The 26,781-nt window shown below is 63.6% G+C and carries 22 protein-coding genes and 1 pseudogene; 8 read left to right on the forward strand and 15 right to left on the reverse strand.

Annotated elements, in window-relative coordinates; translation table 11 throughout:
* The 4 genes and pseudogenes from EFD56_RS29635 to EFD56_RS29650 all read right to left on the reverse strand — a co-directional run.
* Positions 1 to 1,175: pseudogene (locus EFD56_RS29635) on the reverse strand (IS481 family transposase); the annotation flags it as partial.
* 369 nt (positions 1,176 to 1,544) lie between these two features.
* A complete protein-coding gene (locus EFD56_RS29640; protein WP_126906971.1) occupies positions 1,545 to 2,981 on the reverse strand; it encodes an FAD-binding oxidoreductase in 1,437 nt (478 codons plus the stop codon).
* Between the two features lie 140 nt (positions 2,982 to 3,121).
* Positions 3,122 to 4,096: an L-threonylcarbamoyladenylate synthase gene (locus EFD56_RS29645; RefSeq protein ID WP_126906991.1), complete on the reverse strand. Its 975-nt coding sequence runs from the start codon at positions 4,094 to 4,096 to the stop codon at positions 3,122 to 3,124.
* 61 nt (positions 4,097 to 4,157) lie between these two features.
* Positions 4,158 to 4,766: a DUF6656 family protein gene (locus EFD56_RS29650; protein WP_126906972.1), complete on the reverse strand. Its 609-nt coding sequence runs from the start codon at positions 4,764 to 4,766 to the stop codon at positions 4,158 to 4,160.
* A 413-nt stretch (positions 4,767 to 5,179) separates the two neighbouring features.
* On the opposite strand from EFD56_RS29650, the gene EFD56_RS29660 reads away from it, so the two are divergent.
* Both EFD56_RS29660 and EFD56_RS29665 read left to right on the forward strand, forming a co-directional pair.
* Positions 5,180 to 6,424, forward strand: a complete 1,245-nt coding sequence (locus EFD56_RS29660) for an aromatic ring-hydroxylating oxygenase subunit alpha (protein WP_064831693.1) — start codon at positions 5,180 to 5,182, stop codon at positions 6,422 to 6,424.
* Positions 6,425 to 6,563: 139 nt separating this feature from the next.
* Positions 6,564 to 7,019 (forward strand): BA14K family protein, encoded by a 456-nt coding sequence (locus EFD56_RS29665; protein WP_012482885.1) that lies wholly within the window; start codon positions 6,564 to 6,566, stop codon positions 7,017 to 7,019.
* Between the two features lie 281 nt (positions 7,020 to 7,300).
* Here EFD56_RS29665 and EFD56_RS29670 read toward each other — a convergent pair whose 3' ends face one another.
* Positions 7,301 to 7,564 carry a DUF982 domain-containing protein gene (locus EFD56_RS29670; protein WP_012482886.1) on the reverse strand — a complete coding sequence of 88 codons (264 nt, stop codon included), beginning with the start codon at positions 7,562 to 7,564 and terminating at the stop codon, positions 7,301 to 7,303.
* A 242-nt stretch (positions 7,565 to 7,806) separates the two neighbouring features.
* Positions 7,807 to 8,802, reverse strand: coding sequence for a transporter (locus EFD56_RS29675; RefSeq protein WP_004680457.1), 996 nt, complete (start codon positions 8,800 to 8,802; stop codon positions 7,807 to 7,809).
* Positions 8,803 to 9,119: 317 nt separating this feature from the next.
* On the opposite strand from EFD56_RS29675, the gene EFD56_RS29680 reads away from it, so the two are divergent.
* Both EFD56_RS29680 and EFD56_RS29685 read left to right on the forward strand, forming a co-directional pair.
* Entirely contained in the window at positions 9,120 to 10,895 is a 1,776-nt protein-coding gene (locus EFD56_RS29680) for an acyl-CoA dehydrogenase family protein (protein ID WP_126906973.1), read from the forward strand.
* A 29-nt stretch (positions 10,896 to 10,924) separates the two neighbouring features.
* Entirely contained in the window at positions 10,925 to 11,677 is a 753-nt protein-coding gene (locus tag EFD56_RS29685; protein ID WP_126906974.1) for a crotonase/enoyl-CoA hydratase family protein, read from the forward strand.
* Positions 11,678 to 11,706: 29 nt separating this feature from the next.
* On the opposite strand, the gene EFD56_RS29690 is transcribed toward EFD56_RS29685, so the two are convergent.
* A complete protein-coding gene (locus tag EFD56_RS29690; protein WP_126906975.1) occupies positions 11,707 to 12,711 on the reverse strand; it encodes an MBL fold metallo-hydrolase in 1,005 nt (334 codons plus the stop codon).
* Positions 12,712 to 12,791: 80 nt separating this feature from the next.
* Positions 12,792 to 13,610, reverse strand: a complete 819-nt coding sequence (locus tag EFD56_RS29695) for an oxidoreductase (protein WP_126906976.1) — start codon at positions 13,608 to 13,610, stop codon at positions 12,792 to 12,794.
* A gap of 85 nt (positions 13,611 to 13,695) precedes the next feature.
* On the opposite strand from EFD56_RS29695, the gene EFD56_RS29700 reads away from it, so the two are divergent.
* Positions 13,696 to 14,145, forward strand: coding sequence for a winged helix-turn-helix transcriptional regulator (locus tag EFD56_RS29700; protein ID WP_097602125.1), 450 nt, complete (start codon positions 13,696 to 13,698; stop codon positions 14,143 to 14,145).
* 47 nt (positions 14,146 to 14,192) lie between these two features.
* On the opposite strand, the gene EFD56_RS29705 is transcribed toward EFD56_RS29700, so the two are convergent.
* Both EFD56_RS29705 and EFD56_RS29710 read right to left on the reverse strand, forming a co-directional pair.
* Positions 14,193 to 15,443 carry a class I SAM-dependent RNA methyltransferase gene (locus tag EFD56_RS29705; RefSeq protein WP_126906977.1) on the reverse strand — a complete coding sequence of 417 codons (1,251 nt, stop codon included), beginning with the start codon at positions 15,441 to 15,443 and terminating at the stop codon, positions 14,193 to 14,195.
* On the reverse strand, positions 15,440 to 16,186 hold the full coding sequence (locus tag EFD56_RS29710; protein ID WP_126906978.1) for a TlyA family RNA methyltransferase: 747 nt from the start codon (positions 16,184 to 16,186) through the stop codon (positions 15,440 to 15,442). The genes EFD56_RS29705 and EFD56_RS29710 overlap by 4 nt, the downstream gene beginning before the upstream one ends.
* A gap of 272 nt (positions 16,187 to 16,458) precedes the next feature.
* Between EFD56_RS29710 and EFD56_RS29715 the strand changes: the two genes are divergently transcribed.
* Positions 16,459 to 18,402 carry a methyl-accepting chemotaxis protein gene (locus EFD56_RS29715; protein WP_126906979.1) on the forward strand — a complete coding sequence of 648 codons (1,944 nt, stop codon included), beginning with the start codon at positions 16,459 to 16,461 and terminating at the stop codon, positions 18,400 to 18,402.
* A 456-nt stretch (positions 18,403 to 18,858) separates the two neighbouring features.
* Here the strand turns inward: EFD56_RS29715 and dxs are convergent, their stop codons facing one another.
* Entirely contained in the window at positions 18,859 to 20,775 is a 1,917-nt protein-coding gene (gene dxs / locus EFD56_RS29720) for a 1-deoxy-D-xylulose-5-phosphate synthase (RefSeq protein WP_126906980.1), read from the reverse strand.
* Between the two features lie 288 nt (positions 20,776 to 21,063).
* Here dxs and EFD56_RS29725 point away from each other — a divergent pair, with 288 nt between their 5' ends.
* Positions 21,064 to 23,040, forward strand: coding sequence for a phospholipase D-like domain-containing protein (locus EFD56_RS29725; protein WP_126906981.1), 1,977 nt, complete (start codon positions 21,064 to 21,066; stop codon positions 23,038 to 23,040).
* A gap of 62 nt (positions 23,041 to 23,102) precedes the next feature.
* Here the strand turns inward: EFD56_RS29725 and EFD56_RS29730 are convergent, their stop codons facing one another.
* The 4 genes from EFD56_RS29730 to EFD56_RS29745 all read right to left on the reverse strand — a co-directional run bounded on the left by EFD56_RS29730 (position 23,103) and on the right by EFD56_RS29745 (position 26,149).
* On the reverse strand, positions 23,103 to 24,026 hold the full coding sequence (locus tag EFD56_RS29730) for a pirin family protein (protein ID WP_126906982.1): 924 nt from the start codon (positions 24,024 to 24,026) through the stop codon (positions 23,103 to 23,105).
* Between the two features lie 78 nt (positions 24,027 to 24,104).
* Positions 24,105 to 24,872: an SDR family NAD(P)-dependent oxidoreductase gene (locus EFD56_RS29735; protein ID WP_097602130.1), complete on the reverse strand. Its 768-nt coding sequence runs from the start codon at positions 24,870 to 24,872 to the stop codon at positions 24,105 to 24,107.
* Between the two features lie 87 nt (positions 24,873 to 24,959).
* Positions 24,960 to 25,211, reverse strand: coding sequence for an exodeoxyribonuclease VII small subunit (locus tag EFD56_RS29740; RefSeq protein ID WP_012482899.1), 252 nt, complete (start codon positions 25,209 to 25,211; stop codon positions 24,960 to 24,962).
* Between the two features lie 2 nt (positions 25,212 to 25,213).
* On the reverse strand, positions 25,214 to 26,149 hold the full coding sequence (locus EFD56_RS29745) for a histone deacetylase family protein (RefSeq protein WP_064827067.1): 936 nt from the start codon (positions 26,147 to 26,149) through the stop codon (positions 25,214 to 25,216).
* A gap of 189 nt (positions 26,150 to 26,338) precedes the next feature.
* On the opposite strand from EFD56_RS29745, the gene EFD56_RS29750 reads away from it, so the two are divergent.
* Positions 26,339 to 26,740, forward strand: coding sequence for an acyl-CoA thioesterase (locus EFD56_RS29750; protein WP_126906983.1), 402 nt, complete (start codon positions 26,339 to 26,341; stop codon positions 26,738 to 26,740).
* Positions 26,741 to 26,781 lie beyond the last annotated feature (41 nt).

Here is a 26,781-nt window from a genome sequence, read left to right on the forward strand (position 1 = left end):
TGTAAAGCCCGGATACATACCTGACAGATGTTCGGAGACATGCCTGACACTCAGTCCGGGCTTTTGAGATCGATTTTTGCGACCTGAGTTGCGCCGAAGAATACGCCGTAGAGACCGTCGTACTGGAGCGGACGGATGGCGAGGCGTTCGGTTTTGAAGGCGTTGGGCACGCGCCAGAATCGCCCCTTGAAGCTGACATAGCCCTTGGTTGTTCCAACGCGGCGCACGATCTCACCGCTGTCATAGACCGGTTCAGGCAGGCGGTCGGGAAAGGGACGCGATGAGGGACGGTAGCGGCTCGCCGGCACGGCCATGTCGATGCCCTGGTGGGGACGGTGATGGTTGTAGATGTCGCGCCAGCGGTCGAAGGCGTGTTGCGCCTGAGCGTGGCTGGCGAGCGCGGCAAAGTCGAAGACCTCCGCCTTGAGGCTGCGGTGGAAGCGTTCGTTCTTACCGCGGCCCTGAGGGTGGTAGGGCTTGGCATGGATGAGGTCGATGCCGAGCTTGAGCAGCCAGACGCGCAACCTTGTCCATTGGTTGGGGACGCCGGTGCCCCACGGCCGGCCGTTGTCGGTATAGATGGCCATCGGCAGGCCGTGGCGGCGCAGGATCGGCTCCAGCCGGCCGCGAACGGTCAGCATGCGCTCGTCGGTGCAGGCTTCGAGCCCGACGGCGAAGCGGGAATGGTCGTCGATAACCGTTAGAGGATGACACCAGAGACCTGAGACGAGCTGCGTGCGGCCCTTGAAGTCCATCTGCCAGAGCAGGTTGGGCGCCTCGCGCTCGAAGCGGCCGAGCGCTGGCTGGCCGCCCATCTGCGGCCCGATGCGGTCGTGGCGCACCAGGATGGCGTGGACGGTGGAGGCAGATGGCGGCGCGGTCCCAAGATCCTGCAGCCGGCGTGCGATCTTGCGCGCGCCCCAGGCTGGATGTTCGTCGCGTATCTCCAGCACCGCGTCCTCGAGATCGACGGCGGTGCGCCGCGGGCTCACATGCGGACGGCGGGAGCGGTCCTCCACCGGCTCGCCTGCCCGCAGGCGCTGCAGCCAGACATAGCCTGTCTGCCGGCTGATGCCGAAGCGCTGGCAAAGCGCCGAGACATTCGCACCTTCGAGCCCCGCCAACCGGCAGAATTCCAAACGCTCATCCACAACTGACCTCGACCGCCAAACCATGCCGACCTCCCGAAAAAGCATCTCGAAAGTGTCAGGCATGTCTCCGAACATCTGTCAGGTATGTATCCGGGCTTTACACTTGAGCCTGGGATCCATGTCCGCTACCGGTGGATGTGGTGTGGATGCTCGGCTGAAGGCCGAGCATGACGGAGTGTGAGGTCGACCGAAGAGCCAATCAGGGCGCAGAACTCATGTCAAGAATGCCGGCCGTTAGCAAACCAAGTGGATACTAGCTCACGGTTGAACAAGGTGAGTAGGTGCCGCTTTGGCCCTTGGCTTGCGCTCGAGGCGCCTATCGCTGACCTTCTCGTTCCGTCATCTGCACGGTCGGTGCCGGCAGGCGGAAGGAGCAAACCCTCACCGCCAACCTCACACGTCGAGACTAACCACCTTCCCAGGATTCATGATACCAGCCGGATCGAAGGCGCGTTTGATGCGGCGCATCAGCTCGATTTCGATCGCCGGGCGGATCGTCGCCAGTTCGTCGCGCTTCAACTGGCCGATGCCGTGCTCGGCCGAGATCGAACCGCCATGGGCGAGCACCAGCCCGTGGACGATGTGGTTCATTTCGCGCCAGCGGGCAATGAAGGCGGCCTTGTCGGCGCCGACCGGCTGGGAAATATTGTAATGAATATTGCCGTCGCCCATATGGCCGAAGGCGCAGATGCGGGCGCCGGGCATTGCCGCCATAACGGCCTGTTCGGCCTCGGCGATGAAATGCGGGATCTTCGATACCGGCACCGACACGTCGTGCTTGATCGATCCGCCTTCCGGCTTCTGGGCATCCGACATGCTCTCGCGCATGTGCCAGATGGCTTGCTGCTGGGCCACGGATGTGGCGATCGCCGCATCAAGCACCAGCCCGGCCTCAAAACCCTGTTCGAGTACGCCGTTCATCATCCGCTCGGCCGTCTCGGCCGAATCCGAGGTCGAAATATCGATCAGCACGTACCAGGGATAGGCCGCTTCCAGCGGATCGCGCACGCCGTCGATATGGCGCGAGGTGATCTCGACGCCGAAGCGCGGCATCAGCTCGAAGCCGGTGAGCGAGGTGCCGCAGAGGCTGGCGGCCAAGTTGAAGAGGGCAAGCGCGTCCTCGACCGAATTGAGGCCGGCGAATGCCACCTGATGGCCGAGCGGCTGGGGAAACAGCTTCAGCACCGCCCCGGTGATGATGCCGAGCGTGCCTTCGGCGCCGATGAAGAGATCGCGCAGGTCGTAGCCGGTATTGTCCTTCTTCAGCCGGCGCAGGCCATCCCAGATCTCGCCGGTCGGCAGCACCACTTCGAGGCCAAGGCAGAGCTGGCGCATATTGCCGTAGGCCAGCACCGCCGTGCCGCCGGCATTGGTGGAGAGATTGCCGCCGATACGGCACGAGCCCTCCGAGCCTAGCGACAGCGGAAAGAGCCGGCCATGCGCTTCTGCCGCTTTCTGCACATCGGCCAGAATGGCGCCGCCGTCGGCGACCAGCACGTTCGCCACCGGATCGACGTCGCGGATTCTCGTCATGCGCTCGAGCGACAGGATGATATCGGACTTGCCGGTGCGCGGCGTCTGGCCGCCGACGAGGCCGGTATTGCCGGTCTGCGGCACGATTGCCGTCCCGGTCTCGGTGGCGAGTTTCATGATATCGGAGACCTCCTCGACCGAGCCGGGCTTCAGCAGGAGAGGGGAGGAGCCGTGGTAGAGGCCGCGGTTTTCGATCAGATGCGGCGCCAGATCGGCCTCGCTGCGCAGCGCGTATTTGTCGCCGACGATTGCGGCGAAGCGGTCGAGAAGATCGGTGGAAATGCCGGGGGTGCTCATCGGGTCGATCATCCTCTGTGGCTTCTAAAGCGCGTCACGATCTTTCAGATTTGCTTGTCACGCTTTAGGTCTTTATTTTCTCGCATGTCTTTATCGCAAAACCGCTGCACACTTTTGCGAGACATGCTCTATCAGCTCTATCAGTCGCGCGGGGCGGCAGCCCTTTGCAGGCGGTCGTTGATCGCTTCGCCCAGGCCGTCGTCCGGAATGGGCGAAAAGGCGATGCTCGAAACGCCGCTGGCATCGGCCCGCTTCATGTAATCGAAAAGATTGGCCGCCGCTTCCGCAAGATCGCCGCGCGGGCTGAGGTCGAGGACGATGCGGGCGTCGCGTGCGCCTTCGACCGCCGCACCGCCGAAGGTGATCAGCGCCTCGCCGGGTTCCACCGCGCTCGCATTGAGGCGCACGCTGGCGCCCGGCGCATAATGCGAGGCGAGCATGCCCGGCGCCTCGATGGCGGCCGATGCCTTTTTGGCGCGCAGCAGCGGCCGGCCGGCGACACGCTCGATCTCGCGGGCCGCCAGACCGCCGGGCCGAAGCAGCCTCACCCGGTCGCCTTCCACCTTGACGATCGTCGATTCGACGCCGACGGCGCTCGGGCCCGCATCGAGGATCAACGGGATTTTCGCGCCGAGATCGGCCTCGACATGGGCCGCACTCGTCGCGCTGATGGCGCCCGAGGTATTGGCGCTCGGGGCGGCGAGCGGCCGCCCGAAGGCGCCGATCAGGGCGCCGGCGAACCCCTTCGGCACGCGCACGCCGACACTGTCGAGACCGGCGGTCGCCAGCGAATGGATCGGGCTTTCGGCCTTGAGCGGCAGCACGAGCGTCAGCGGACCTGGCCAGAAGGCTTCGGCCAGCGCCCGCGACAGCGGATCGAACTCGGCATGGTGTTCGGCCATGGCAAGGTCGGCCATGTGGCAGATCAGCGGATTGAAGCGCGGCCGGCCCTTCGTCTCGTAGATGCGGGTGATGGCAGCCGGATTGGTGGCGTCGGCCGCAAGGCCGTAGACCGTCTCGGTCGGCATGGCGATGGCAAAGCCGGCGGCAAGCGCGGTCGAGGCCGCTTCGAGCGCCGCCGGCCTGTCTGCCTCTATGTCGATGATGCGTGCCATGTGCTGCCCGGAGTTGATCCCGGCAGTCATTAGGCTTTCCGTCGCCGCCGATCAATCGCTGTTATAGCTGCCGGATGATTTCGCGCAGTTGTTCATTGCGGGCGCCGAGCAGCAGGATGTTGCGGATCGCCGCCTGCGGATCGTGGGTGCGAAAGAGCAGCCCGTTACCGCGCACCGAGCGGTCGATAGTCATCTTTTCCGAGGAATCTTCGCCCGGCTTCATCGCGACGGCGAAATACATACGGGAATAGCCGACGTCGATCCGCTGGAAGAAATTGTCGTTGTCGCCGATGTCGGAGTAGAAGTTGGCGATATAGAAGGCCCAGTTGACCTCTTCATAGTGCGCGAACTTCGTGCGCGCGGCGGTAACGTGGCAGTAGCCGAGATGCGGGCTGTCCTCCAGCGTCCGGTGGAAGATCATTTTCGGAAACTGGATCGAGTGGTGGAAGCCGTTGATATGCTGATGTGTCTTCTCGCCGGCCACCTGCAGCTTGCGGCCGGTCTTTGCGGCGACCTCGTCATGGGTGAGGTAGCGCCGTTCCTCCGCCAGCCAGTGCCGCCGTTCGCGGGGGATGCGGCCGGTGCGCAGGAATTCGGAATGGGCGGCAATCGGCTGCCGCTCCCGTAATTTGCTGGTGTCCTTCGCATCGAAATAGCGGAGTCTGGCCATGGATCGCATTCTTCGGTCGGTCTGTTTTCCCTCAAGGATAGGGTCCTATGCTTAAGGCAGTGTTAACATGGTTCCGGTTGCGCCACCGCTGCCCGCGGATGCGAATGGATGTCGCAAATGCGACGGTGGCCGGCATCCAACAGCCGACCTCTTTGTCAAACGGGCCTTTACGCCATGTCGCAATTGACGATAATTGCCTGGAGAGTTGGCGATGCGATCGATCGGACCGGGCCGCCACAGCCTTGCTGCATCCTGTCGTCAATTTCGAAGCCGATGTCGCATTACAACCAAGCAGCAGGCGGGCTCGGTGATTAAATGACGCTATGAACAATTCTCCCGAAGGAGAAGGAAGCGGGCGCGCTTCCGCCGGCCTTCTGCTTGAGGGCGGCAACCACGGGCACGAGGACATGAAGATGGATATTCGCAGCAACGTTTTGCGTCAGCTCAAGAACCGCCGTGAGGGTTTCAGCCTCGAGCAGCCGTTCTATATCGACGAGGATTATTTCCGGCTCGACATGGAGATGATCTATTATCGCGACTGGCTGTTCATCGGCCATGATTGCGAACTGCCGAAGCCGGGCGCCTATTTCACCGTCCAGATCGGCAGCTATCCCGTCGTCATCGTCCGCGGCCGCGACAATGTCATCCGTGCCTTCCACAACAGCTGTCGCCATCGCGGTTCGCGCGTCTGCACCAAGGACCACGGCTCCTCCGTGCGCCTCGTCTGCCCTTACCATCAGTGGACCTATGATCTCGACGGCAAGCTCGCCTTCGCCCGCCACATGGGCGACGATTTCGACAAGACCGGCTTCAACCTGAAGCCCGTCCATTGCGAAAGTGTGGCCGGCTATATCTTCATCTGCCTGGCCGACGCCGCTCCGGATTTCCAGACGGTGCGCGACAAGATCGAGCCTTATATGGCGCCGCACCGCATCGGCGAGACCAAGGTCGCCTTCCAGAGCACGATCATCGAGAAGGGCAACTGGAAGCTCGTCTGGGAAAACAATCGCGAGTGCTATCACTGCGCCGCCAATCACCCGGAACTCTGCCGCACCTATCCGGAAGCGCCGAGCGTCACCGGCACGGACGGCGGCGCCGACGATCCGGAAATCGCCGGCCACTGGGCGCGCTGCGAGGCCGCCGGCCTGCCGAGCAAGTTCCAGATTTCCCCGGACGGTCAGTTCCGCACCGCCCGCATGCCGCTGATCGAGGATGCCGAAAGCTACACCATGTCGGGCAAGCCCGCCGTCAAGCGCCGGATTGCCGACGATATCTCGATCGACCGTATCGGCACCATGCTGCTCTTCCATTATCCGACGACGTGGAACCACCTGCTCGGCGACCATGCCATCTCCTTCCGCGTGCTGCCGCTCAGCGCCAACGAGACGGCGGTGACGACCAAGTGGCTCGTCCACAAGGATGCGGTCGAGGGCGTGGACTACAATCTCGAGGAACTGACGCACGTCTGGACCGAGACCAACGACCAGGATCGCCGCATCGTCGAAGAGAATGCCTTCGGCATCCACTCGCCCGCCTATGAGCCCGGTCCCTATTCGTCCGTGCATGAAGGCGGCGTCATGCAGTTCCTCGAGTGGTATACGAACTTTATGGTGAACCGCCTGCAGGGCGACCAGGCGAAAATCTCCGCCGTCGCCTGATGCACCTCGCCTGCGCCGCAGCCCAAGCGGTTCAGGCGATCCAAAACAGAAAAAGCGGCCGGTTTCCGGCCGCTTGGAACCATTCGGCGGCAAATGCGTTGCTGGGCAGGCGGTAATCGCCGTCGAATGGAGAGAAGTAATGATCGGGCTGAAAAACAAAATCGCGACCGCAGTTCTGGCTGCCGCCGTCCTGCTGACAGGCTTTGTCCCGTCGCAGGCAATCCAGATGCCGACCGCCCCACAGGTGGAAAAGTCCTCCGACATCGAGAGCGTCCAATACCGCCGCTATTATCGCCGCGACTATTACAGGCCCGGCTACCGCCCCGGCGCCTATTATCGCCCCGGCTATTACGGCGGCTATCGCGGCTACAGCTACTATCGTCCGGGTTATCGCCACTATAACGGCTATTGGTACCCGCTCGCCGCCTTCGGCGCCGGCGCGATCATTGCCGCACCGCGCTACGCGGCGCCCGCGCCGCGCTACGGCTCGGCTCACGTCGCCTGGTGCGCCAACCGCTACCGTTCCTATCGGCCCTACGACAACACGTTCCAGCCCTATAACGGCCCGCGCCAGCAGTGCTACTCGCCGTATTGAGGTAGGCACGACAAACGCAGGGCTGCGCGCTACCCCACTCTCCGCGTCATCCTCGGCCTTGAGCTGCCTTGAGCCGAGGATCCATGCCCGCTGCTGGTGGAGGCCAAGGTGGATGCTCGGGTCAAGCTAGGTCAAGCCCGAGGATGACAGAGAGTGGGGGAAGCTCTGCGCCTAATTCCGGGAGATCCGGGTTAGCAGCATCTATGGCGGGAGACACGATGACGCCGCGACTCTGTCGGACGCTTCCGTCAACCGTACTCGTTGTTCGTCGGCTGCGAAACTCAGTGAACGGCGGTTATGACTGAAATGCCCGCTTCGTCGGCGGCACGGATAAGCGCTGCTCGCGCGTCCTCAGCCGGAATTTCTCCGTGAATTGCCATCCGGCACGCCCTGATCGCGATAAGATATTCGTCGCCATCGTCGATCGGCCAGCCAACCGTCAGCATTTCGGCAGCCTGCACAAGCGTTGCAACCAGCTTGTATCTTTCCGGCCCACTCACAACCAGCATCAGAGGGGCAAACTCTTCGGATGTGCACCACTTCATGACATTAGGTCTCCCCACGGTAAATATATTAGTAACCGTGCAAGAACCGTTCCGGGCGAGGTGGCGGTGCGCGCAGCGTCGCGCAATTGCGTTGTACCGACGGTGAGTTTGGCCGGAGTGTCACCCCATTCTCCGTCATCCTCGGGTCAAGCCCGAGGATGACGGCGAATGGAGTGAGCTCTGTGATAGATGCCGCAACGTATGGCGGATGAGGGGCGGCACGCCCACCGCACCGCTCACATTCAAAGAATATTCACCCGCCGCAGCAGCCACCAGGCAAATGCAATCGAGGCGATGATCAGCGCGACGGCGTATTCCGTGCCGTAGTCGCCGACGGCGAAGGGCAGGTTTGCAGTGTTCATGCCGAAGAAGCCGGTCACCAGCGTCGGCGGCAGCAGGAAGGCGGTCATGATCGACAGCAGATAGAGGTGGCGGTTGGTCTCGGAGGATTGTTTCGAATCGATTTCTTCGTGCAGCAGGCGGGCGCGGTCCTGCAGCGCGTAGATATCGTGGTCGACCGTTTCCAGCCGGCTCGTCAGTCGCCGCGCCACGTCGTCGAATCCGAAGGGCATCTCGTCGTCGTCGGCGGCGGCCGCCCGGCGCATCAGCGCCAGCACCGTGCGCAGATGCCGGTGCAGCCTGACCACGGTTCGCCGCACCGGCGCCAGCCGCCGGCGCTCGTCGCGCGGGGCGTTGTCGTAGACGATATCCTCGATCTGGTTCAGCTCTTCGGTGAGCTCGATGACGATGGCGATCAGCGTGCGCTGGAATTCGATCACCAGCAGTTCGAACAGATCGACCGGCAGCGTAAATTTGCCCGGGTTCTTCTCGATCAGCGCGCGCGCCCGCTCGACGCTGCGCAGCGGCTGCAGCCGGGTGGTTATGATGAAACGGTCGGACATGGCGAAATGCAGCCAGCCGAGATTGTTGGTATCCTGGGCAAAATCGCGCTGGCAATCGACGAGCGTGCCATAGAGCATCTGCTCGTCGACGGTAATGGCCGCATGCGTGTCGTGCGTGATCAGCGCCGATCTGGCATCCTCCGTCAGTCCGTCGAGCGTCTCGAGCAGGGCCGGCACGCGGGCATCGACGAGATTGAGATGCAGCCAGTAGAAGCAATTGTCGGCGGTCAGATCCGCCACCGTCGCGCTGTTGTTGAGCCGCACCGCCGTCTTTTCTTCCGGCGAGAAGCGATAGGCCCAGACGAAACCGGGTATGTTGACGGGCAATGTATCCATTGTTCGCCGGTCCTTTGCGAAGGCGATTTCATTTCTGACCAAAGCGCGTCGCGATCTCTAGGTATCGCTCCCAGCGCCTTAGCTCTGTGTTTTTACGCATGTCGTTATCGCAAAACCGCCGCGCAGTTTTGCGCGACATGCTCTAGAACTTCTCCATGACGTTCATTTGTGCAAGGGCGCAAGAGGCAAGCGCCATCTCGGGCAAACTATCGCATGGCAGGCCGAGAAATCGAAATTGACGTTTACGTAAAAATCAATTAGCTCTCACCCCGGAGGGGCCCAGCCCGCGTCGAGGCAGGCCCTGCGGAGGAAAAACAATGTACAAGGCGCCCGTCGAGGAAATCGCGTTCACGTTGAAGCATGTAGCGGGCATGAGCGAAGCGATGTCCAGCGGCCTTTTCGGTGATCTCGGCGACGATCTCGTCGATGCGATCCTCTCCGAGGCGGGACGTTTTGCCACAGAGGAGGTGGCGCCTCTCGCTGACATCGGCGACCGCCAGGGCGCCCGTCTCGTCGACGGCGAGGTCCGGCTGCCGGATGGCTGGCGCGATCTCTACCGCAACTGGATCGCCGGCGGCTGGAACGGCCTGACGGCGCCGGAGGCCTTCGGCGGCCAGGCCCTGCCTGATATGCTGAATGTCGCGGCGCTGGAAATGTGGAATTCCGGCTCCATGGCCTTCGCGCTCGCGCCGACGCTGACGATGGGCGCCATCGAGGCCGTCCACACCCATGGCAGCGCCGCGCTGAAGGAGACATATCTGGAAAAGATGGTGTCCGGCGAATGGACCGGCACCATGAACCTGACCGAGCCGCATGCCGGCTCGGATGTCGGAGCTCTGAAGGCCCGCGCCGAACGCCGGCCCGACGGCAGCTACCGCATCTTCGGCCAGAAGATCTTCATCACCTGGGGCGAGCATGACGCGGCCGACAACATCATTCATCTGGTGCTCGCCCGCCTGCCGGATGCGCCGGCCGGCACACGCGGCATCTCGCTCTTCCTGGTGCCGAAATTCCTGGTGAACGACGACGGTTCGCTCGGACCCCGCAACGATCTCTTCTGCCATTCGCTGGAGCACAAGCTCGGCATCCACGGTTCGCCGACCTGCACGATGATCTATGGCGACGGCCGGTTCGGCGGCGAAAAGGGTGCGATCGGCTGGCTGGTCGGCGAGGAGAACAAGGGGCTCGCCTGCATGTTCACGATGATGAACAATGCCCGTCTCGCCGTCGGCATGCAGGGCGTGGCGATCGCCGAGGCCGCCACCCAGAAGGCCCTTGCCTATGCCAGGGAGCGCACGCAGGGCAGGGCGCCAGGTTCGACCGGGCCCGGCATGAGCCCGATTGTCGACCATCCCGATGTCGCCCGCATGCTCCTGACCATGAAGGCGCTGACGCAAGGGGCGCGCGCCATCTCCTATGCCTGCGCCCATGCGATCGACATGTCGCGTCGGGTAGGCGACAGCCGCCACTGGCAGGAGCGCGCCGCGCTTCTAACGCCGATCGCCAAGTCGTTTTCGACCGATGCCGGCGTCGATGTCGCCTCGCTCGGCATCCAGGTGCATGGCGGCATGGGTTTCATCGAGGAGACGGGTGCGGCCCGTTATCTCCGCGACGCCCGCATTGCGCCGATCTATGAGGGCACCAACGGCATCCAGGCAATCGACCTCGTCACCCGCAAGCTGCCGCTCTCCGGCGGCGATCAGGTCATGGGCTTCATCGCCGAATTGAAGGCGATCGCCGAGGCTGCCGGGCGCTCCAATCTCGATGGTTTCGGCGAGACTGCCGCGAGACTCGCCGTCGCGATCGCCGATCTCGACGCGGCGACCGCCTGGCTTCTGGCAGCAATTGCCGATGACAGGGCCACCGAGGCGCTTGCCGGCGCCACCCCCTATCAGCGCCTGTTCGGCCTCGTGCTCACCGGCTGTTACCTCGCCAAGGGGGCTCTGGCCGAAAGCGGCGACGGCAAGGGCGAGGGCCGTATCGCGCTCTGCCGCTTCGCCGCTGAAAACCTGCTCGCCGAGACCGCGGCCTTGCGCGACCGGGTGGTCAACGGCGCGGCAAGCCTTGCCGCCGCCCGCATCCTGCTCGGCTGACGAGACCCCATGAGTTCCGAGGAGATCCAATGACCGATCACATCATCGTCGAGCAGCCTTCCGCCCATCCCGGCGTTCAGCTGATCCGCTTCAACCGGCCGGAAAAGAAGAACGCCTTCACACGGGCGATGTATCGCACCATGACCGAGGCGCTCGCTGCCTCCAATGCGGACGCGAATATCAAAGTGACGGTCTTTCTCGGCACCGAAGGCAGCTTCTCGGCCGGCAACGACATCGGCGATTTTCTTGCCACGGCCATGGGCGGCAGCATGGGAGACGAGTTGATCGATTTCCTCTACGCGCTTGCCAATGCCGAAAAGCCGCTGGTGTCAGGGGTCGACGGTCTGGCGATCGGAATCGGCACCACCCTTAACCTCCATTGCGACCTGACGATCGCCTCCGACCGCAGCCAGTTCCGCACGCCTTTCGTCGATCTGGCGCTGGTGCCGGAAGCCGCCTCGAGCCTGATTGCGCCGCGCATCATGGGCCACCAGCGCGCCTTTGCCATGCTGGCTGCCGGCGAGGCTTTTAGCGCCGAGGAAGCTCGCGAGGCTGGCCTCATCTGGAAGGTGACGACGCCGGACGAGGTGGAGAATGCGGCGCTGATTGCGGCCGCGAAACTCGCCGCCAAGCCGCCGGAAGCCTTGAAGATCGCCCGTGATCTCATTTGCGGCTCCCGGAAAGAGGTCATCGCCCGCATCGATGTCGAGGCCCGCCATTTCGCCGCGCGCCTGAAAAGCGCCGAAGCCCGGGCGGCCTTCGAAGCCTTCATGCGACGCTGAAGGGCGGCCCGGCAGCAAACGGATACCGATTAGACCATCGGCACGTTGAATACCTCTCCGGCCCTGAGCGGCCGGAAGCGGTCCGAGGCAATCTCATGCTCTCTCATCGCCTCTTGCAAGGCTCTTACCGGCGCGTCGACCGCTTCATTCGTCAGCCGGAACGTGGCGAAGTGGTGCCCGGCCACATAGGCCGCATTTGCCAGCTTCATCCCCATCACCGCCTCCTCAGGATTCTGGTGCTGCCCTTTCATGAACCATCGCGGCTCATAGGCGCCGAAGGGTAAAATCGCCAGGCGAAAACCGCCGTGTTTCCGCTGCGCCGCTTTGTAATTGATGCCGCGGTGAAAGCCCGTATCGCCGACGTGATAGATCTTGCCGGCTGGTGTCGACAAAACGAACGAGGCCCAGAGCGCCATCCGGCGATCGGCGCCGCCGCGGGCGGACCAATGATGGGCCGGCTCCGCATCGATGCTTATGCCGGCGTGCGAGATGCGCTCGCCCCAATCCATTGATGTTGTCTGTATGTCGGGCAAGGCGCGGCGCATGATCGTGTCATTGCCGAGCGGCGTCACGATCCGCGGCCGATGCTTCGCATGCAACCGTTTCAGCGTTGCGATATCGAGATGGTCATAATGATTGTGCGAGACCAGCACGAGATCGATCGGCGGCAAATCATCGAACGCGATGCCCGGTTGGACGACGCGTCTGGGGCCGGCAAAGGTGAAGGGGCTGACCCGCTCCGACCACACCGGATCGGTGAGAACATTGAGCCCGGCGACCTGCACCAGCATTGTTGCATGCCCGACCATGGTCACCCTCAACTCGTCGCCACCGACATGGGGATCCGGCTTGGCGGCCGGATATGGACTGGGGACCGACCGCGGCCACCGGTCACGACCGCCGCCGAATTGCCACCGCAAGAGCTCGCGGAAACCAAGCGGCTCGACACCTTCGGGATTGAAGAAGTACGTGCCGTCGAAGTGATCGGACACCGGGCCCGCATAGTAGGGATTGCGTCTTTTGGTCTTGCGCATTGAGGTTCGTTTTCCGTGGTCGGGGACAGGAAGTTTAAGCCTGTCGGCTCGAAATCGGAATCCGGTCCTCGATGAACGCGTTAGGCTGAGGCCGGAAACTCGTTGACCTTGCGCAGCAGGCTGTCGACCAGCCGCTCGGGGAGGTAGCGGCGAAGCGAGCGGACCTGGCGCGATTGCTTGCCTGCGGAGTAGCGCAGCTTCGGCTTCTTCGCGGTTGCGGCCTTCACGACCATGTCGGCGACGACCTCGGGCGCATCGCCGGTTTCCACCCATTTGCGCATCAGCGCTTCGCTGCGGGCGCGCTCCGAAGCATAGACCGGAAGAGGTTGGTCTGCTCGTGTCAGATTTTCCTCGAAGGATGTTCTGGTGACGCCGGGTTGGACGAGAACAACACGAATGCCGAAGTTGCGCACTTCATGATCGAGTGATTCCGAATAGCCCTCGAGCGCATGTTTGGTCGAAGCATAGAAGGCATTGTAGGGAGCCGGGATGAGGCCGAGGATCGAGCTCATGTTGATGATCCGGCCGCTCTTCTGCTTCCTCATGACCGGCAGCACGGCATTGGCGACGCGCGCGACGCCGAAGACGTTGACGTCGAAAAGCCTTTGGGCCTGGGCGATCGAGGATTCTTCCGCGCCGCCGATGAGGCCGACGCCGGCATTGTTGACGACGAGGTCGAGGCGGCCGGTTTGCCGGACGATCTCCGCAACAGCCGCCTGCACCGAGGCTTCATCGGCCACGTCGCAGATCAGCATTGTTATCCCGGGTCTGTTGGCGACAGGTTTGCGGCTGGTTCCGAACACGCGATAGCCGGCCTTGACCAGCGATTGCGCCGTTGCGAGGCCGATGCCAGAGGACGCACCGGTGACGAGTGCAACGTTTCTGTTTCTGTCGGTCATATGGTCAGCTTTCAAAAGGGTGGATCATTGTTGGCCGACCTGTTACTATCTTTTCGATATCATGTCACTATCGAAAAGATACTAAATGAAAAATAATCCGATTCCCCAATGTCCGGTCGCCCGCGGCCTTCAATCCGTCGGCGATGCGTGGAGCATTCTCGTCTTGCGCGACGCCCATACGGGCCTCACCCGCTTCGACCAGTTCAGGAAGAGCCTCGGCATCGTGCCGACCATGCTGACCAAGCGTCTCAAGGCGCTGACGGAGGATGGTCTGCTGGAGAAGCGTCTTTACTCCGAGCGACCACCCCGCGAAGAATATGTCCTCACGGAAGCCGGCCGAGATTTTCTGCCTGTGCTGATGATGATCGGGGCTTGGGCACACCGCCATTGCGATGGCGAACTCGCCCGCTATATCGACGTCGAGTCAGGATCGGAGATTGAGCCGATCGCAATCGATGCCGTGACCGGCGCAAAGCTCGGAACGCGGCCAATGCGCATGAGCTTGCAGCCGGAAAGCGAGCCGTGCGACCGATAAACTGTTCTCGACGCTCCGGAATCGCGATCGCGCCGGGACGAAGCGGCCTATTTCTCCAGTGTCGCCACGACCTCGACATGCGAGGTCCAGAGGAACTGGTCGATCGGTGTTACCCCGGTGATGCGGTAGCCACCCTCGACGAGGATCGCGAGGTCGCGCGCCAGCGTCAGCGGGTTGCAGCTGACGGCCGCGATCTTCTTCACGGCTGAGCGGGCAAGCTCCCTGCACTGAAACTCCGCGCCAGCGCGCGGCGGATCGAAGACGACGGCGTCATACGGCTTGAACTCCTGCGTCATCACAGGACGGCGGAAGAGATCGCGCTTTTCGACGCTCACCGGCTTCAGCCCCTGTGTCTTGCGGGCGGCCTGGTCGAGTGCGGCGAGCGCCGCTGCCTCGGCCTCGACCGCATGCACCCGGCCGATCCGCGCCAGCCTGAGCGAAAACGTGCCGGCGCCGGCAAAAAGATCGGCGATCCGCTTGGCCTTGCCGATATGGGCGAGCACCAGCTCCGCCATCGCCTCTTCCGCCGGCTTGGTTGCCTGGGCGAAGCCGCCCGCTGGCGGCGAAACCTCGACGCCGCCGAAATCGATGATCGGCTTGGCCGGCTCGACGAGGATTTCGCCGTTCAGCGTCACGCGGGCGATGCCGCGCAGGCCGAGCACGGTTTCGATCGCCTTGCGCCGCTGCGGGTCGGAGAGTTTCTTGATCTCGTCGATCGCCAGATCGAGACCGGAGAGCGTTTCCAGCACCGCCACCCGGAAGGGTTCGGCATTGGTTGCGAGCGAGGCGGCAATCGCCTTGATCGCCGGCAGCCGGGCGACGATCCCTGCCGACGAGATCGGACATTCCTCGATGGCGACGATATGATGGCTTTCAGCCTGGTTGAAGCCGATCAACATATCCTTCTCGGTCTTGCGCGCCGCAAACACGACGCGCCGGCGTTCGCCCGGCCGGGCCGGAACGATCTCGCCGACATCAGGCGTCAGCCCTTTGGATTTCAGCGCATCGACGGCCAGCTGCCGCTTGAAGGCGCGGTAGGGGCCATCCGCCAGGTGCTGCAGCGTGCAGCCGCCGCAGGTGCCGTTGATGCCATCAGGGCCGAAATGCCGGCAGGCCGGCTCCTGCCGGTCGGGCGAGGCCGTCGCGATCGACATGATCGTGCCCTGGTTTTTGACACGGGCGATCGCCACCGTTTCCCCCGGCAGGGAAAAGGGCACATAGACCGGCCCGCCGGCGCTGCCGGCAATGCCGTCGCCTTGGGCGCCGAGCTTCTCGATGGTAACGGTTTCGGTGCTCACGGTTTCAATCCTGCCAGAAGAAATTCCTGATTGCCGTCGCCGCCGGCAATCGGGGAGGGGATGAGGCCGAGGCTGTTCCAGCCCATGTCCTCGGTGAACCAGCGCTCTAAGTCCGCAGCGACGGCGGGCGCAGACGCGGGGTCCTTCAACAGTCCGCCCTTGCCGATCGCCTCGCGCCCGGCTTCGAACTGCGGCTTGACCAACAGCACGGCGATGGTACCCGGCTCGGCGATATCAAGAGCCGGCGCCAGCGCCAGCTTGAGCGAGATGAAGGAGACGTCGGAGACGATAAAGCTGGCAGGTCGGCCGATATCCTCGGCCGTCAGGTTGCGGGCGTTGAGGCCTTCCCGGTTCGTCACCCGCGGATCGCCTGAGAGGCGCGGATGCATCTGCCCGTGGCCGACATCGATCGCCGTGACATGCGCCGCACCGCGCTGCAGCAGCACCTCGGTGAAGCCGCCGGTGGACGCGCCGATATCGAGACAGTGATGGCCGGCGGGATCGAGCCGGAAATGCTCGAGGGCGGCCGCAAGCTTCAGCGCGGCGCGCGAGACGTAATCCTGTGCCGGATCGTCGATGGCGATATCGGCGTCGTCGCTGATGAGCGCGCCGGCCTTCGTCACCACCTGGCCGCCGATCCGGACGGTGCCGCGCTGCACGGCATCGCGCGCCCGCGAGCGGCTGGCAAAGAGGCCGCGGGAGACGAGCAGCTGGTCGAGGCGTTGGCTGTTTTGATCGGACATCGGCTGTGAATGACCGGCAAAGCCGCCGGTTGCAAGCATTTTGTTCCGGGGCGGTTGATGCGGCGATTCCTGAGATGGCCAATTTAAGCAAATTTAAAGCCTGCCCGCATAGGTTCGTCGCGATTGCAGCGGTTCGCTCGAACCTCTCTGGGCGCCATGAAGGCGCAGGGCGTCATGACGCCGATCATGTTTCCTATTGAAAAGCCTTTGCGGTTGCGTGTTGCGCGCGACCGTCTCTCGCCGCGTCGACTGTCGTCAGGAGAAATTCACCGATGTCCGCTAAAAACATATCCTTGAACGGGAAGCTTGCGGCCACGTTCGCAGCCCTCATCCTCATCTTCATGTCGGTCTCTGCCTTCGTCTATTCCAAGGCGACAGCGTCGGCGGCCGCGTCGGCCGAGCAGGAAAAATCGGAACTGCTCGTCAACCAGATCGACGATGCGCTGCAGGCGATGCTCGAGCAGGCGGTCAATCTGCGCGGCTTCATCCTCTTCCGTAGCGACAGCACCTATGGCGACGTCTTCGCCAATCGCGAGCGCATGCTGAAGGCGATCGCCGCCGCCAAGCAGACGGCCGCCGGCGAGCCGCAGCTGGCCGAGATGATCGACGGCATGCAGAAGGCCGCCGATCTCTATTTCCACGAGCTCGCCGAACCGCAGACCAAGGCGCGCAAGGAAACCGACATGCCGATCGAAGAGGTCGTCAAGATCGGCGTCAACGCCACCAAGGGCCAGCTCGACGGTTTCCGTCAGGCCTCCGCCAAGATCAAGGCCACCGCCCGCGAAAAGTCGGATGCGCTCGCCGCGATCCAGGCCGATGCCAACAGCGATCTGAAGACGACGCTGATTGCCGGCGGCATCGTCGCCTCGCTTGCCGCCGCCGTTCTTGCCTGGCTGATGTCGCGCACCATCGTCCGCCCGGTCGTCGGCATGACCGCGGCCATGGATCGCCTCGCCGGCGGCCAGAACGATATCGAGGTGCCGGCTGTCGAGCGCGGCGACGAAATCGGCCGCATGGCCCAGTCCGTCCTGGTCTTCAAGCAGGCGGCGATCGAGAAGCTGCGCCTTGCCGGTGAGACCGACCGCATGCGCGGTGATGCCGAGCGCCAGCGCCAGGCAAGCGACGAGCAGAAGGCGCGCGAGGAAGGCGAGCTGCGTTATGCCGTCGACGCCTTGGCCGGCGGCCTTGCCGGCCTTGCTGTCGGCGATGTCGCCGCCCGCATCCAGACGCCGTTCGCGCCGCAATATGACAGCCTGCGCAACGACTTCAACAATGCCGTCGAAAAGCTGCAGGCGGCCCTTCAGTCGGTCGGCCACAACGCCTCGGCAATCTATGCCGGCGCCGGCGAGATCCGCTCGGCCGCCGACGATCTTGCCCACCGCACCGAGCAGCAGGCCGCCGCCGTCGAACAGACCGCCGCAGCACTCGAAGAGGTGACGACGACGGTGCGCGACAGCGCCAAGCGCGCCGAGGATGTCGGCAATCTCGTCGAGCGCACCCGCCTCGGCGCCGAAAAGTCCGGCGATGTCGTCCGCCGGGCCGTCTCCGCCATGCAGCAGATCGAGAAATCCTCCGGCGAAATCTCCAACATCATCGGCGTCATCGACGATATCGCCTTCCAGACCAACCTTTTGGCGCTGAACGCCGGCGTCGAGGCCGCCCGCGCCGGTGAGGCCGGCAAGGGTTTTGCCGTCGTCGCCCAGGAAGTGCGCGAGCTCGCCCAGCGCTCGGCCAAGGCGGCCAAGGAGATCAAGGATCTGATCACCACGTCAGGCACGCATGTGCAGACCGGCGTGTCGCTGGTCGGCGAGACCGGCAAGGCGCTGGAAGCCATCGTCGCCGAGGTGCAGGAGATCAACCGCAACGTCAACGCGATCGTCACCGCCACGCGCGAACAGTCGATCGGCCTGCAGGAGATCAACACCGCCGTCAACAACATGGATCAGGGCACGCAGCAGAATGCGGCGATGGTCGAGGAACAGACTGCGGCGAGCCACGCGCTCGCCCAGGAAGCAAGCGCGCTGGACGAGCTGCTGCGCCAGTTCAAGCTCGGCACCCAGCTTGCCGCTCCGGCCCAGAAGACCGCCGCCGCAACGCCAGCCTCCCGCCCGGTCGCCTCTCCGGCCCGCGCCCTTGCCAGCAAGGTCAGCAAGGCATTCGGCGGAAGACAGGCAACGGCAGCAGCTGCGGTGCAGGAAGACTGGACGGAGTTCTGAGAGGGCGCCCAGGATGGAATGTTAAGTGAAGAGGGCGGTGCAGAAATGCGCCGCCCTTTTTTCGTTGGAGGGACCGCAGATAAACACGACAACCATACAGCGATCCGCTGCGCCGACGACGCGTTTGGCTAGGACATCTCCTCACTCTCCGTCATCCTCGGCCTTGAGCCGAGATCCATGCCACCGGCACTGGTGGATGCGGTGGATGCTCGGCTCAAGGCCGAGCATGACGGAGGATGGGGTCGCTGCTGGAGCAATTACCGCTATGGGCGTGCAGGAGATGCGCCGGCTTTTTATTGGGGGCGTGCCGTGCGGCCCCCTCATCCGCCTGCCGGCACCTTCTCCCCGAGGGGAGAAGAGGGATTCGAGACGTTGCGGCATATCTCTTCTCCCCTCGGGGAGAAGGTGCCGGCAGGCGGATGAGGGGGCCACACGGCACGCCCTCAAGCAATTCACCTAGCCAGCAACCCCAACCGCAACCCCGCGGCCCAGCGCCCGGAACACGGTCGAAACAATTCCGGCCCGATCAAGCCCGGCATGGGCGTTCATCGCTTCCGGCTTGGCCTGCTCCATCCAGATATCGGGCATGACAAGCGAGCGGATCTTCAGGCCGTTGTCGAGCAGACCTTCGCTCGAGAGATATTGCATCACCTGGCTGCCGAAGCCGCCGACCGAGCCTTCCTCGACGGTGATCAGCATCTCGTGGTGGCGGGCGAGTTGGCGGATGAGGTCGTGATCGAGCGGCTTGGCGAAGCGCGCATCGGCGACTGTCGTCGACAGGCCGGCGGCCTCGAGATCTTCGGCGGCAAGCAGACAGTCGGCAAGCCGGGTGCCGAAGGAAAGCAGGGCCACCTTGGCGCCTTCCTTGACGATGCGGCCCTTGCCGATCTGCAGGATTTCGCCGCGTGCAGGCATGTCGACACCGACGCCTTCGCCGCGCGGATAACGGAACGAGATCGGCCCGGCGTCATAGGCGACGGCCGTGCGCACCATATGCTTGAGTTCGGCCTCGTCGGCCGCCGCCATCACCACGAAGCCGGGCAGGGTAGCGAGGAAGGCGGTGTCGAAGGAGCCGGCATGGGTCGGGCCGTCGGCGCCGACGAAGCCGGCGCGGTCGATCGGAAAACGCACCGGCAGCCCCTGGATCGCCACGTCGTGCACCACCTGATCATAGGCGCGCTGCAGGAAGGTGGAGTAGAGCGCCGCAAACGGCTTGTAGCCTTCGGCCGCAAGGCCGGCGGCGAAGGTCACGGCATGCTGTTCGGCAATACCGACGTCGAAGCAGCGTGACGGAAAGGCTTCGGCGAGCTTGTCGAGGCCGGTCCCGTTCGGCATGGCGGCGGTGATGCCGACGATCTTGTCGTCCAGGGCGGCCTCCTGCACCAGCGCCTCGGCAAACACGCTGGTATAGCTCGGCGCATTCGGCTTCACCCGCGCCTGGGCGCCGGTGATGACGTCGAACTTGTTGACGCCGTGGTATTTGTCGGCGGCGGCTTCGGCCGGCGGATAGCCCTTGCCCTTCTGGGTGACGACGTGGATCAGCACCGGGCCGCGCGCATTGTCGCGCACATTGCGCAGCACCGGCAGCAGATGGTCGAAGGAATGCCCGTCGATCGGCCCGATGTGATAGAAGCCCATCTCCTCGAACATGGTGCCGCCGGTGACGTAGCCGCGGGCATGTTCGACGGCGCGGGTGATGGCGCGATCGATGTTCTTGCCGAGATAGGCCGTCAGCTTCTTGCCGAAGTCGCGGAAGCCCATGTAGGTGCGCCCCGAGGCAAGCCGGGCGAGATAGGCGCTCATCGCCCCGGTCGGCGGCGCGATCGACATGTCGTTGTCGTTGAGGATGACGATCAGGCGGGCATCGAGCGCGCCGGCATTGTTCAGCGCCTCATAGGCCATGCCGGCCGACATCGCGCCGTCGCCGATGACGGCGATGACGCGCCGGTCGTTCTTGTCGAGATCGGCGGCGATCGCCATGCCGAGGCCGGCCGAGATCGAGGTCGAGGAATGCGCCGCCCCGAACGGATCATATTCGCTTTCCGCCCGGCGGGTAAAGCCGGACAACCCGTCTTCCTGGCGCAAGGTCCGGATGCGGTCGCGCCGGCCGGTCAGAATCTTGTGCGGATAACATTGATGGCCGACATCGAAGATCAGCCGGTCGTCAGGCGTGTCGAAGACGCTGTGGATGGCGATCGTCAGCTCGACCACGCCGAGACCGGCGCCGAGATGGCCGCCGGTACGCGACACCGCATCGATCATTTCGTCGCGGACCTCGCGGGCGAGCTGCGGCAGGTCGCGATCCTCGAGCTTGCGCAGGTCGGCGGGGTAGATGACCTGGTCGAGCAGAGGGGTCTTCGGCGGATGTGTCACGGGCGGGCGCTCTTTCTTACTTTTCCTTGTACCGCTTTATTCGATTAGAACGAGGCAAAACAAGTGATTTCAGGAACCGAAGGTTTTCACCTTAGAGCATGGCGGAAAAATGTGTGAGCGGTTTCGGGAGATATCACATTCTATTTCCGTGAGTTGCATTCGCCTGATCTTGGCCCGGCGCCGACCTTATTCTTCGCGCCGCCGGTCGAACGTGCCAAGTGCGGCGAGCGGCTTGAATATGACACGGAATGGTAGCAATGTTGCCGTGCTGACTGGGGGGATCAGGTCATGGGAACGATTGTTGCAGCGCATGCCTATGTGAACAACGAGGTCGCCTATGTGGCCTGGGATATCGACGCCAAGATCGACGGATGCCTCGGCTTCGAAGTCGTCCGCGTCTATCTCGACGAGCAGGGAAACGTGGCGAAAAAGTCCGATGGCAGCGAGGATCGGGTGACCTGCGCCGCCTGGGTCGCCTTCAAGGGCCAGCGCAATCCGCACTGGCTGCCGCAGACGACGTCGCTCTGGCCGGTGCAGAAGCTTTCCTGGCGCGACCTGACGCTGCGCAAGCGGCGCAACGAAATGAGACGGCGGCCGGACGAGGTCCGGGTGCGTTACGAAATCCGCCCGCTCGGCGACCTGAAGCCGGGCATGCAGGCCGCCCCGGATCCGACGCCTGCGCTCGTCGAGATCAACAAGCGGGACGATAAAGGCCGGCCGATCAAGAAGGCCGACAACACCTACGAGAAGATTGCGGTCAAGGCCTATGAAGGCCCGCCGCGGCCGCTCGGTTATCTCGGGCCGGCCGTCGTCACCAACCCGGTCCAAGTGACGCGCAAGCGCGGCCAGTTCGAATCGACCTTCACCAACGGCATTCTCGCCGCCCAGTGGCTGCGCAACGTCCTGCTGGAAGACGGTGTGAAGCAGCCGAACGAGCTGATCGACATGATCTCCAATCCGGCGAACGGCATTCGCAAATATCTGGCCGGCGATGTCATTCCAATGCTGAGGGAATTCATGAACGCGCCCGGCCGCTTCCTGGTCGCCCTCTACGAGCTCGAGGACAAGGAACTGCTCGAGCTGCTGCTCGCCAACAAGGACAGGTTACGCATCATCCTCGCCAATACCGGCAAGGTCGGCGACGATTGGGATGTGCGCAATCACGAGGCGCGCCAGGCGCTGATTGCGGCCGGCGCCGACATTCACCACCGGATGTTCAACAATTCGAGCCAGATCGGTCATAACAAATTCGTCGTGCATATCGCGCCCGATGGCGTGCGCAGCGTGTTCACCGGCAGCACCAACTGGACGGCCACGGGGCTTGCCGGCCAGTCCAACAACGCCTTGATCGTCCGCAACGATGCGGTTGCCGCGGCCTATGTCGCCTATTGGGAGCGGATGCTGGAAGACAATGCGACGCTGGAAGCGCCCGTCGAATTCGATGACGGCATGCCCGACAACCAGCAGAGCAAGGAATTCCGCGGTTCGAATGAGACGCCTTCTGTCGTCCCGACCGGCAACGGCGCGTCGCTCGAAGCGTGGTTCTCGCCGAACATGCAAAGCCGCAGAAAGGGCAAGGCAACGCCGCCCGACCTACGCGAAGTCTACCGGCTGATGCGCCGGGCCGAGCACGCGGTGCTGTTTCTGGCCTTCTATCCCGGTCAGTCGGGCAGGGATTGCATCGTCGGCGAGGCGATCGACATCGGCCTCAAGGATCAGAAGCTGATCATCACCGGCGCCGTTTCAAGCCCGCAGGCCATGCCCAATTACGTCGCCAGCAAGAAGAACGATCCTGACGATGAGGACGACGATGCCGAGGCCGTGTCGCCGCACACCTTCGACGAGGCCAATGTCTCCGTCGTCCGGGCGTCGCGCATCGATGACCGCCAGCTGCTGGCGGATTTCGGCGCCGAGGAGCTGACGGCCAAGAAGGTCGGCGCCATCATCCACGACAAGGTGCTGGTGATCGATCCCCTGTCGGATGACTGCGTCGTCGTTCTCGGCAGCCACAATCTCGGCTTCAAGGCCTCCTACGCCAATGACGAGAACATGCTGATCGTCAAAGGCGACCGGGCGCTGGCCGAGGCCTATGCCGTCCACATCCTCGATGTCTACGATCACTATCGCTTCCGCGCCGTCGAGGCGGAATTGAAGCGCCAGGGCAAGAAGGGCTGGTCAGGCTTTCTCAACGTCGATGACAGCTGGCAGGACGGCTATGTCAACCGAACGAAAGGTGCGCTGACGCGCTATTTCGCGGCGGGCTGAATTCCGCCGCAGATCGAGCGCCGCGCAGGGAAATCGCTCCGCGACGCATATCGCCATTATCATCAGCCTTCCGGCAACGGCACGAACTCCTCCTCGTCGCCGGGAACGATGTCGAAGCGGCCGGTGCGCCATTCCTCCTTGGCCTTTTCGATCCGTTCCTTCGAGGAAGAGACGAAATTCCACCAGATGTAGCGTTTCGAGTTCAGCGCCGCGCCGCCGAAGAGCATCAGGTGACAGCCGTCAGTGCCGGCTTCCAGCGTAATCGCATCGCCCGGCCGGAAGACCAGCAGCTGATCGGCGGCGAAACGGTCGCCCGATATGACGACTTCGCCCGAAAGCACGTAGACGGCGCGCTCCTCATGGCCGGCGCCGAAGGGAAAGCGCACGCCGGGCTGCAGGTTGAGATCGACATAGAGCGTGTCGGAGAAGGTGCCGACCGGCGATGTCATGCCTTCGAACGAGCCGATGACGACACGTCCGCGCACGCCGGATGTTTCGATCAGCGGCATCTCGGTCTTTTCCGTATGGGCAAAGGAGGGATCGATCTCCTCCTTGTCGTCGGGCAGCGCCAGCCAGGTCTGCAGCCCCGACATCAGCAGCGGGTGGCCGCGTAGATTCTCCGGCGTGCGCTCGGAATGCACGATGCCGCGGCCGGCCGTCATCAGGTTGATATCGCCGGGACGGATGACCTTTTCGGTGCCGAGGCTGTCGCGATGGCGGATCTCGCCGTCGAAGAGATAGGTGACGGTCGACAGCCCGATATGCGGATGCGGCTTGACGTCGAGCGCCTCGTTCGGCTTCAGGATCGCCGGCCCCATGCGGTCGAAGAAGATGAACGGCCCGACCAGCCGCCGCTGCCTTGTCGGCAGGGCGCGCCGCACCTGGAAGCCGCCGATATCGCTGGTGCGCGGAATGATCAGGTTCTCGATCCCGTCACAGGCAAAAGCATCGCCGGGCAGGGGGTCTTTACCGGGAAAGAAGGACATGACGGGTCTCCGCTTGTAAGGACGTCGGCCATAGATAGAGCCTCACACCTCGCGCGTCCAATCGAGATGGGCTTGCGCTCAGATCGCGGTGAAGCCGTTGTCGACGAAAAGGTGGGCGCCATTGACGAAGCTCGACTCGTCGCTGGCGAGATAAAGGGCGGCCCGCGCCACATCCTCGGGCTCGCCGATCCGCCCCTGCTGCGCGGCGATGGCGGCATCCGAAACATCGACGCCGAGCGCCTGCAGGTCGGCCACCTCGCGCAGGCCGTGCGGCGTGCGGATGAAGCCGGGGCAGACGGCGTTGCAGCGGATGTTGCGGTCGCGGAATTCCACTGCAATTGCCCGGGCAAACATGTGCACGGCGCCCTTGGTGGTGTCGTAAAGCACTTCCATCGGCGTGGCGGCGACCGCCGAGATCGACGAGGTGCAGACGATCGAGCCGCCGCCGGCGGCAATCATCTTCGGCAACACCGCCTTGGTCATCAGGAACATCGAGCGCACATTGACGGCATGCAGCCAGTCCCATTCCTGAAGCGTCGTTTCCAGGAAGGGTTTGATGACGATCGTGCCGGCATGGTTGAAGAGCACGGTGACCGCGCCGTAGCGTTCCTCGACGCCGGCAACGGCGGCATTGACAGCGGCTTCATCCGAGACATCGGCCGTCCAGCAATCGGCCTCGCCGCCGGCATCACGGATCGCCTTGACGGTTTCGGCAGCCGCCTGGCCGTTGCGGTCGATGATCGCGACACGCGCGCCTTCAGCCGCAAACAGCTTCGAGGCAGCACCGCCCATGCCGGTCGCGCCGCCAGAGATGATGGCGACCTTGCCCTTCAATCTATCCGTCATTTGTCTGTCCCCTCATGGTTCTGGAGGGGATCATAGATCGGCCGCCAGCCGATCGCCAAGCGCCTTCGAAAGGCTGCTTCGATCCGCTCAGGCGCCGTCCAGCGGCTCGACGCCCTGCGGCTTGCCCGCGCGGTCGAGCCGGATCTTCTCGATGCGGTTTTCGGCGGCCGAAAGCAGTGTCTCGCAATGTTTCTTCAGCGCTTCGCCGCGCTCGTAGATCTCGATCGATTCATCCAGCGCCACGTCGCCGCGTTCCAGCCGGGCGACGATGCTTTCGAGTTCGGCGACCGCCTTTTCGAAGGAAAGGCCGGCCACTTCCGGCTTGGCGCTGTCAGTCATTCTCAACCCTTCATCATTCGCAGAATATGCATGCCGGCCGATTCGGCGAGGCCTTCGAGATCATAGCCGCCTTCGAGCAGGCTGACGACCCGGTTCTTGGCGTGCCGGTCGGCCAGTTCCAGAACGCGGCCGGTCGCCCAGTCGAAATCCTCGCCGGTCAGGTTGATCTGCGCCAGCGGATCGCGGTGATGGGCGTCGAACCCGGCCGAGATGATGATGAGATCCGGCCGGAAATCATCAAGCGCCGGCAGCACCCGCGATTTGAACGCCTCGCGGAAATGGTCGCTGCCGACATTCGGCGAAAGCGGCGCGTTGACGATGGTGTTGTGCTTGCCCTTCTCCTCCTTGGCGCCGCTGCCGGGATAAAGCGGCATCTGATGCGTCGAGCAGAACAGCACGGACGCATCGTCCCAGAAGATGTCCTGGGTGCCGTTGCCGTGATGGACGTCCCAGTCGACGATGGCGACGCGTTCGGCGCCATGCCGCTTCTGCGCGTGACGGGCGGCGATCGCCGCATTGTTGAAGAAGCAGAAACCCATCGCCGTCGACTTTTCGGCATGGTGCCCGGGCGGCCGGGCGGCGACGAAGACATTGTCGGCGGCGCCGGAAAAGACGTCGTCGACCGCCGCCATCGCGCCGCCGATCCCGGTCAGCGCCGCCTGCAGGCTCTTGACGCTGGCATAGGTATCGGCCTCCAGCTGGTTGATCCGATCGTCCTCCTCCGGGATCTCACGCATGACGGCCATCAGATGCTCTTCCGGATGCGCAAGCAGCACCGCATCTTCGCTCGCCTGCGGCGCCTGCCGGCGCTCCAGCCGCGCGAAATTCGGATGTTCCAGCGCCACATTGATGGCGCGAATCCGGTCCGACCGCTCCGGATGGCCGGAAGGCGTCACATGTTCCAGGAAGATCGGGTGTTCATAAAGACGGGTGCTCATGGAAACACTCTATCGGCCGCTTGTGTCATGTTCCACAGCAGATGGGGCATCGCCCGACGATTTCAACAAGCGCTCCTGCGGCGCCATCTCGCCGCCGGTGGCATTATAAATTCGTGTCATCTCAGCCGTTTACTTCGAAAAACCACGTGCTACTGTCGTTAACGGGGAATTTTGCAGGCAGAGTTGTTGATGAGTCAGTCGAAACGCCCGGGTGTGACGGAAATACATGTGCCGTTTCGCGATGTCGATATGACCGGCCGGATGTTCCTGGCTTCCTATATTTCCTATGCCGAATCCGTCATTGCAAGCTTCTGGTCGGCTCGGCCCGAGGTCGAGGACGAACCGATCTATAACGCCAGCAAGATTACCTGCGTTCTCCACCGCCCGCTGCATTACGACGAGCCGGCCCTTTTCACCGCCGCCGTCGACAAGATCGGCGTGCGTTCCATCGGCTTCCTCGTTTCGATCGACACCGGCGAGGAACGCGCCGCCGAGGTGGAGATCATCTGGCAGGCCCGCAGCGGCGAGGATCAGCAGCCGGCCTCGCTGCCGGAGGAAACGCGCGACTGGCTTTATGGGTTTTTGGATTAGGGACGTGCGGCAGGTAGCGATGAAGGACGAGCGAGAGACCG

Source organism: Rhizobium phaseoli (assembly GCF_003985125.1).
GTDB classification, from domain to species: Bacteria; Pseudomonadota; Alphaproteobacteria; order Rhizobiales; family Rhizobiaceae; genus Rhizobium; species Rhizobium phaseoli.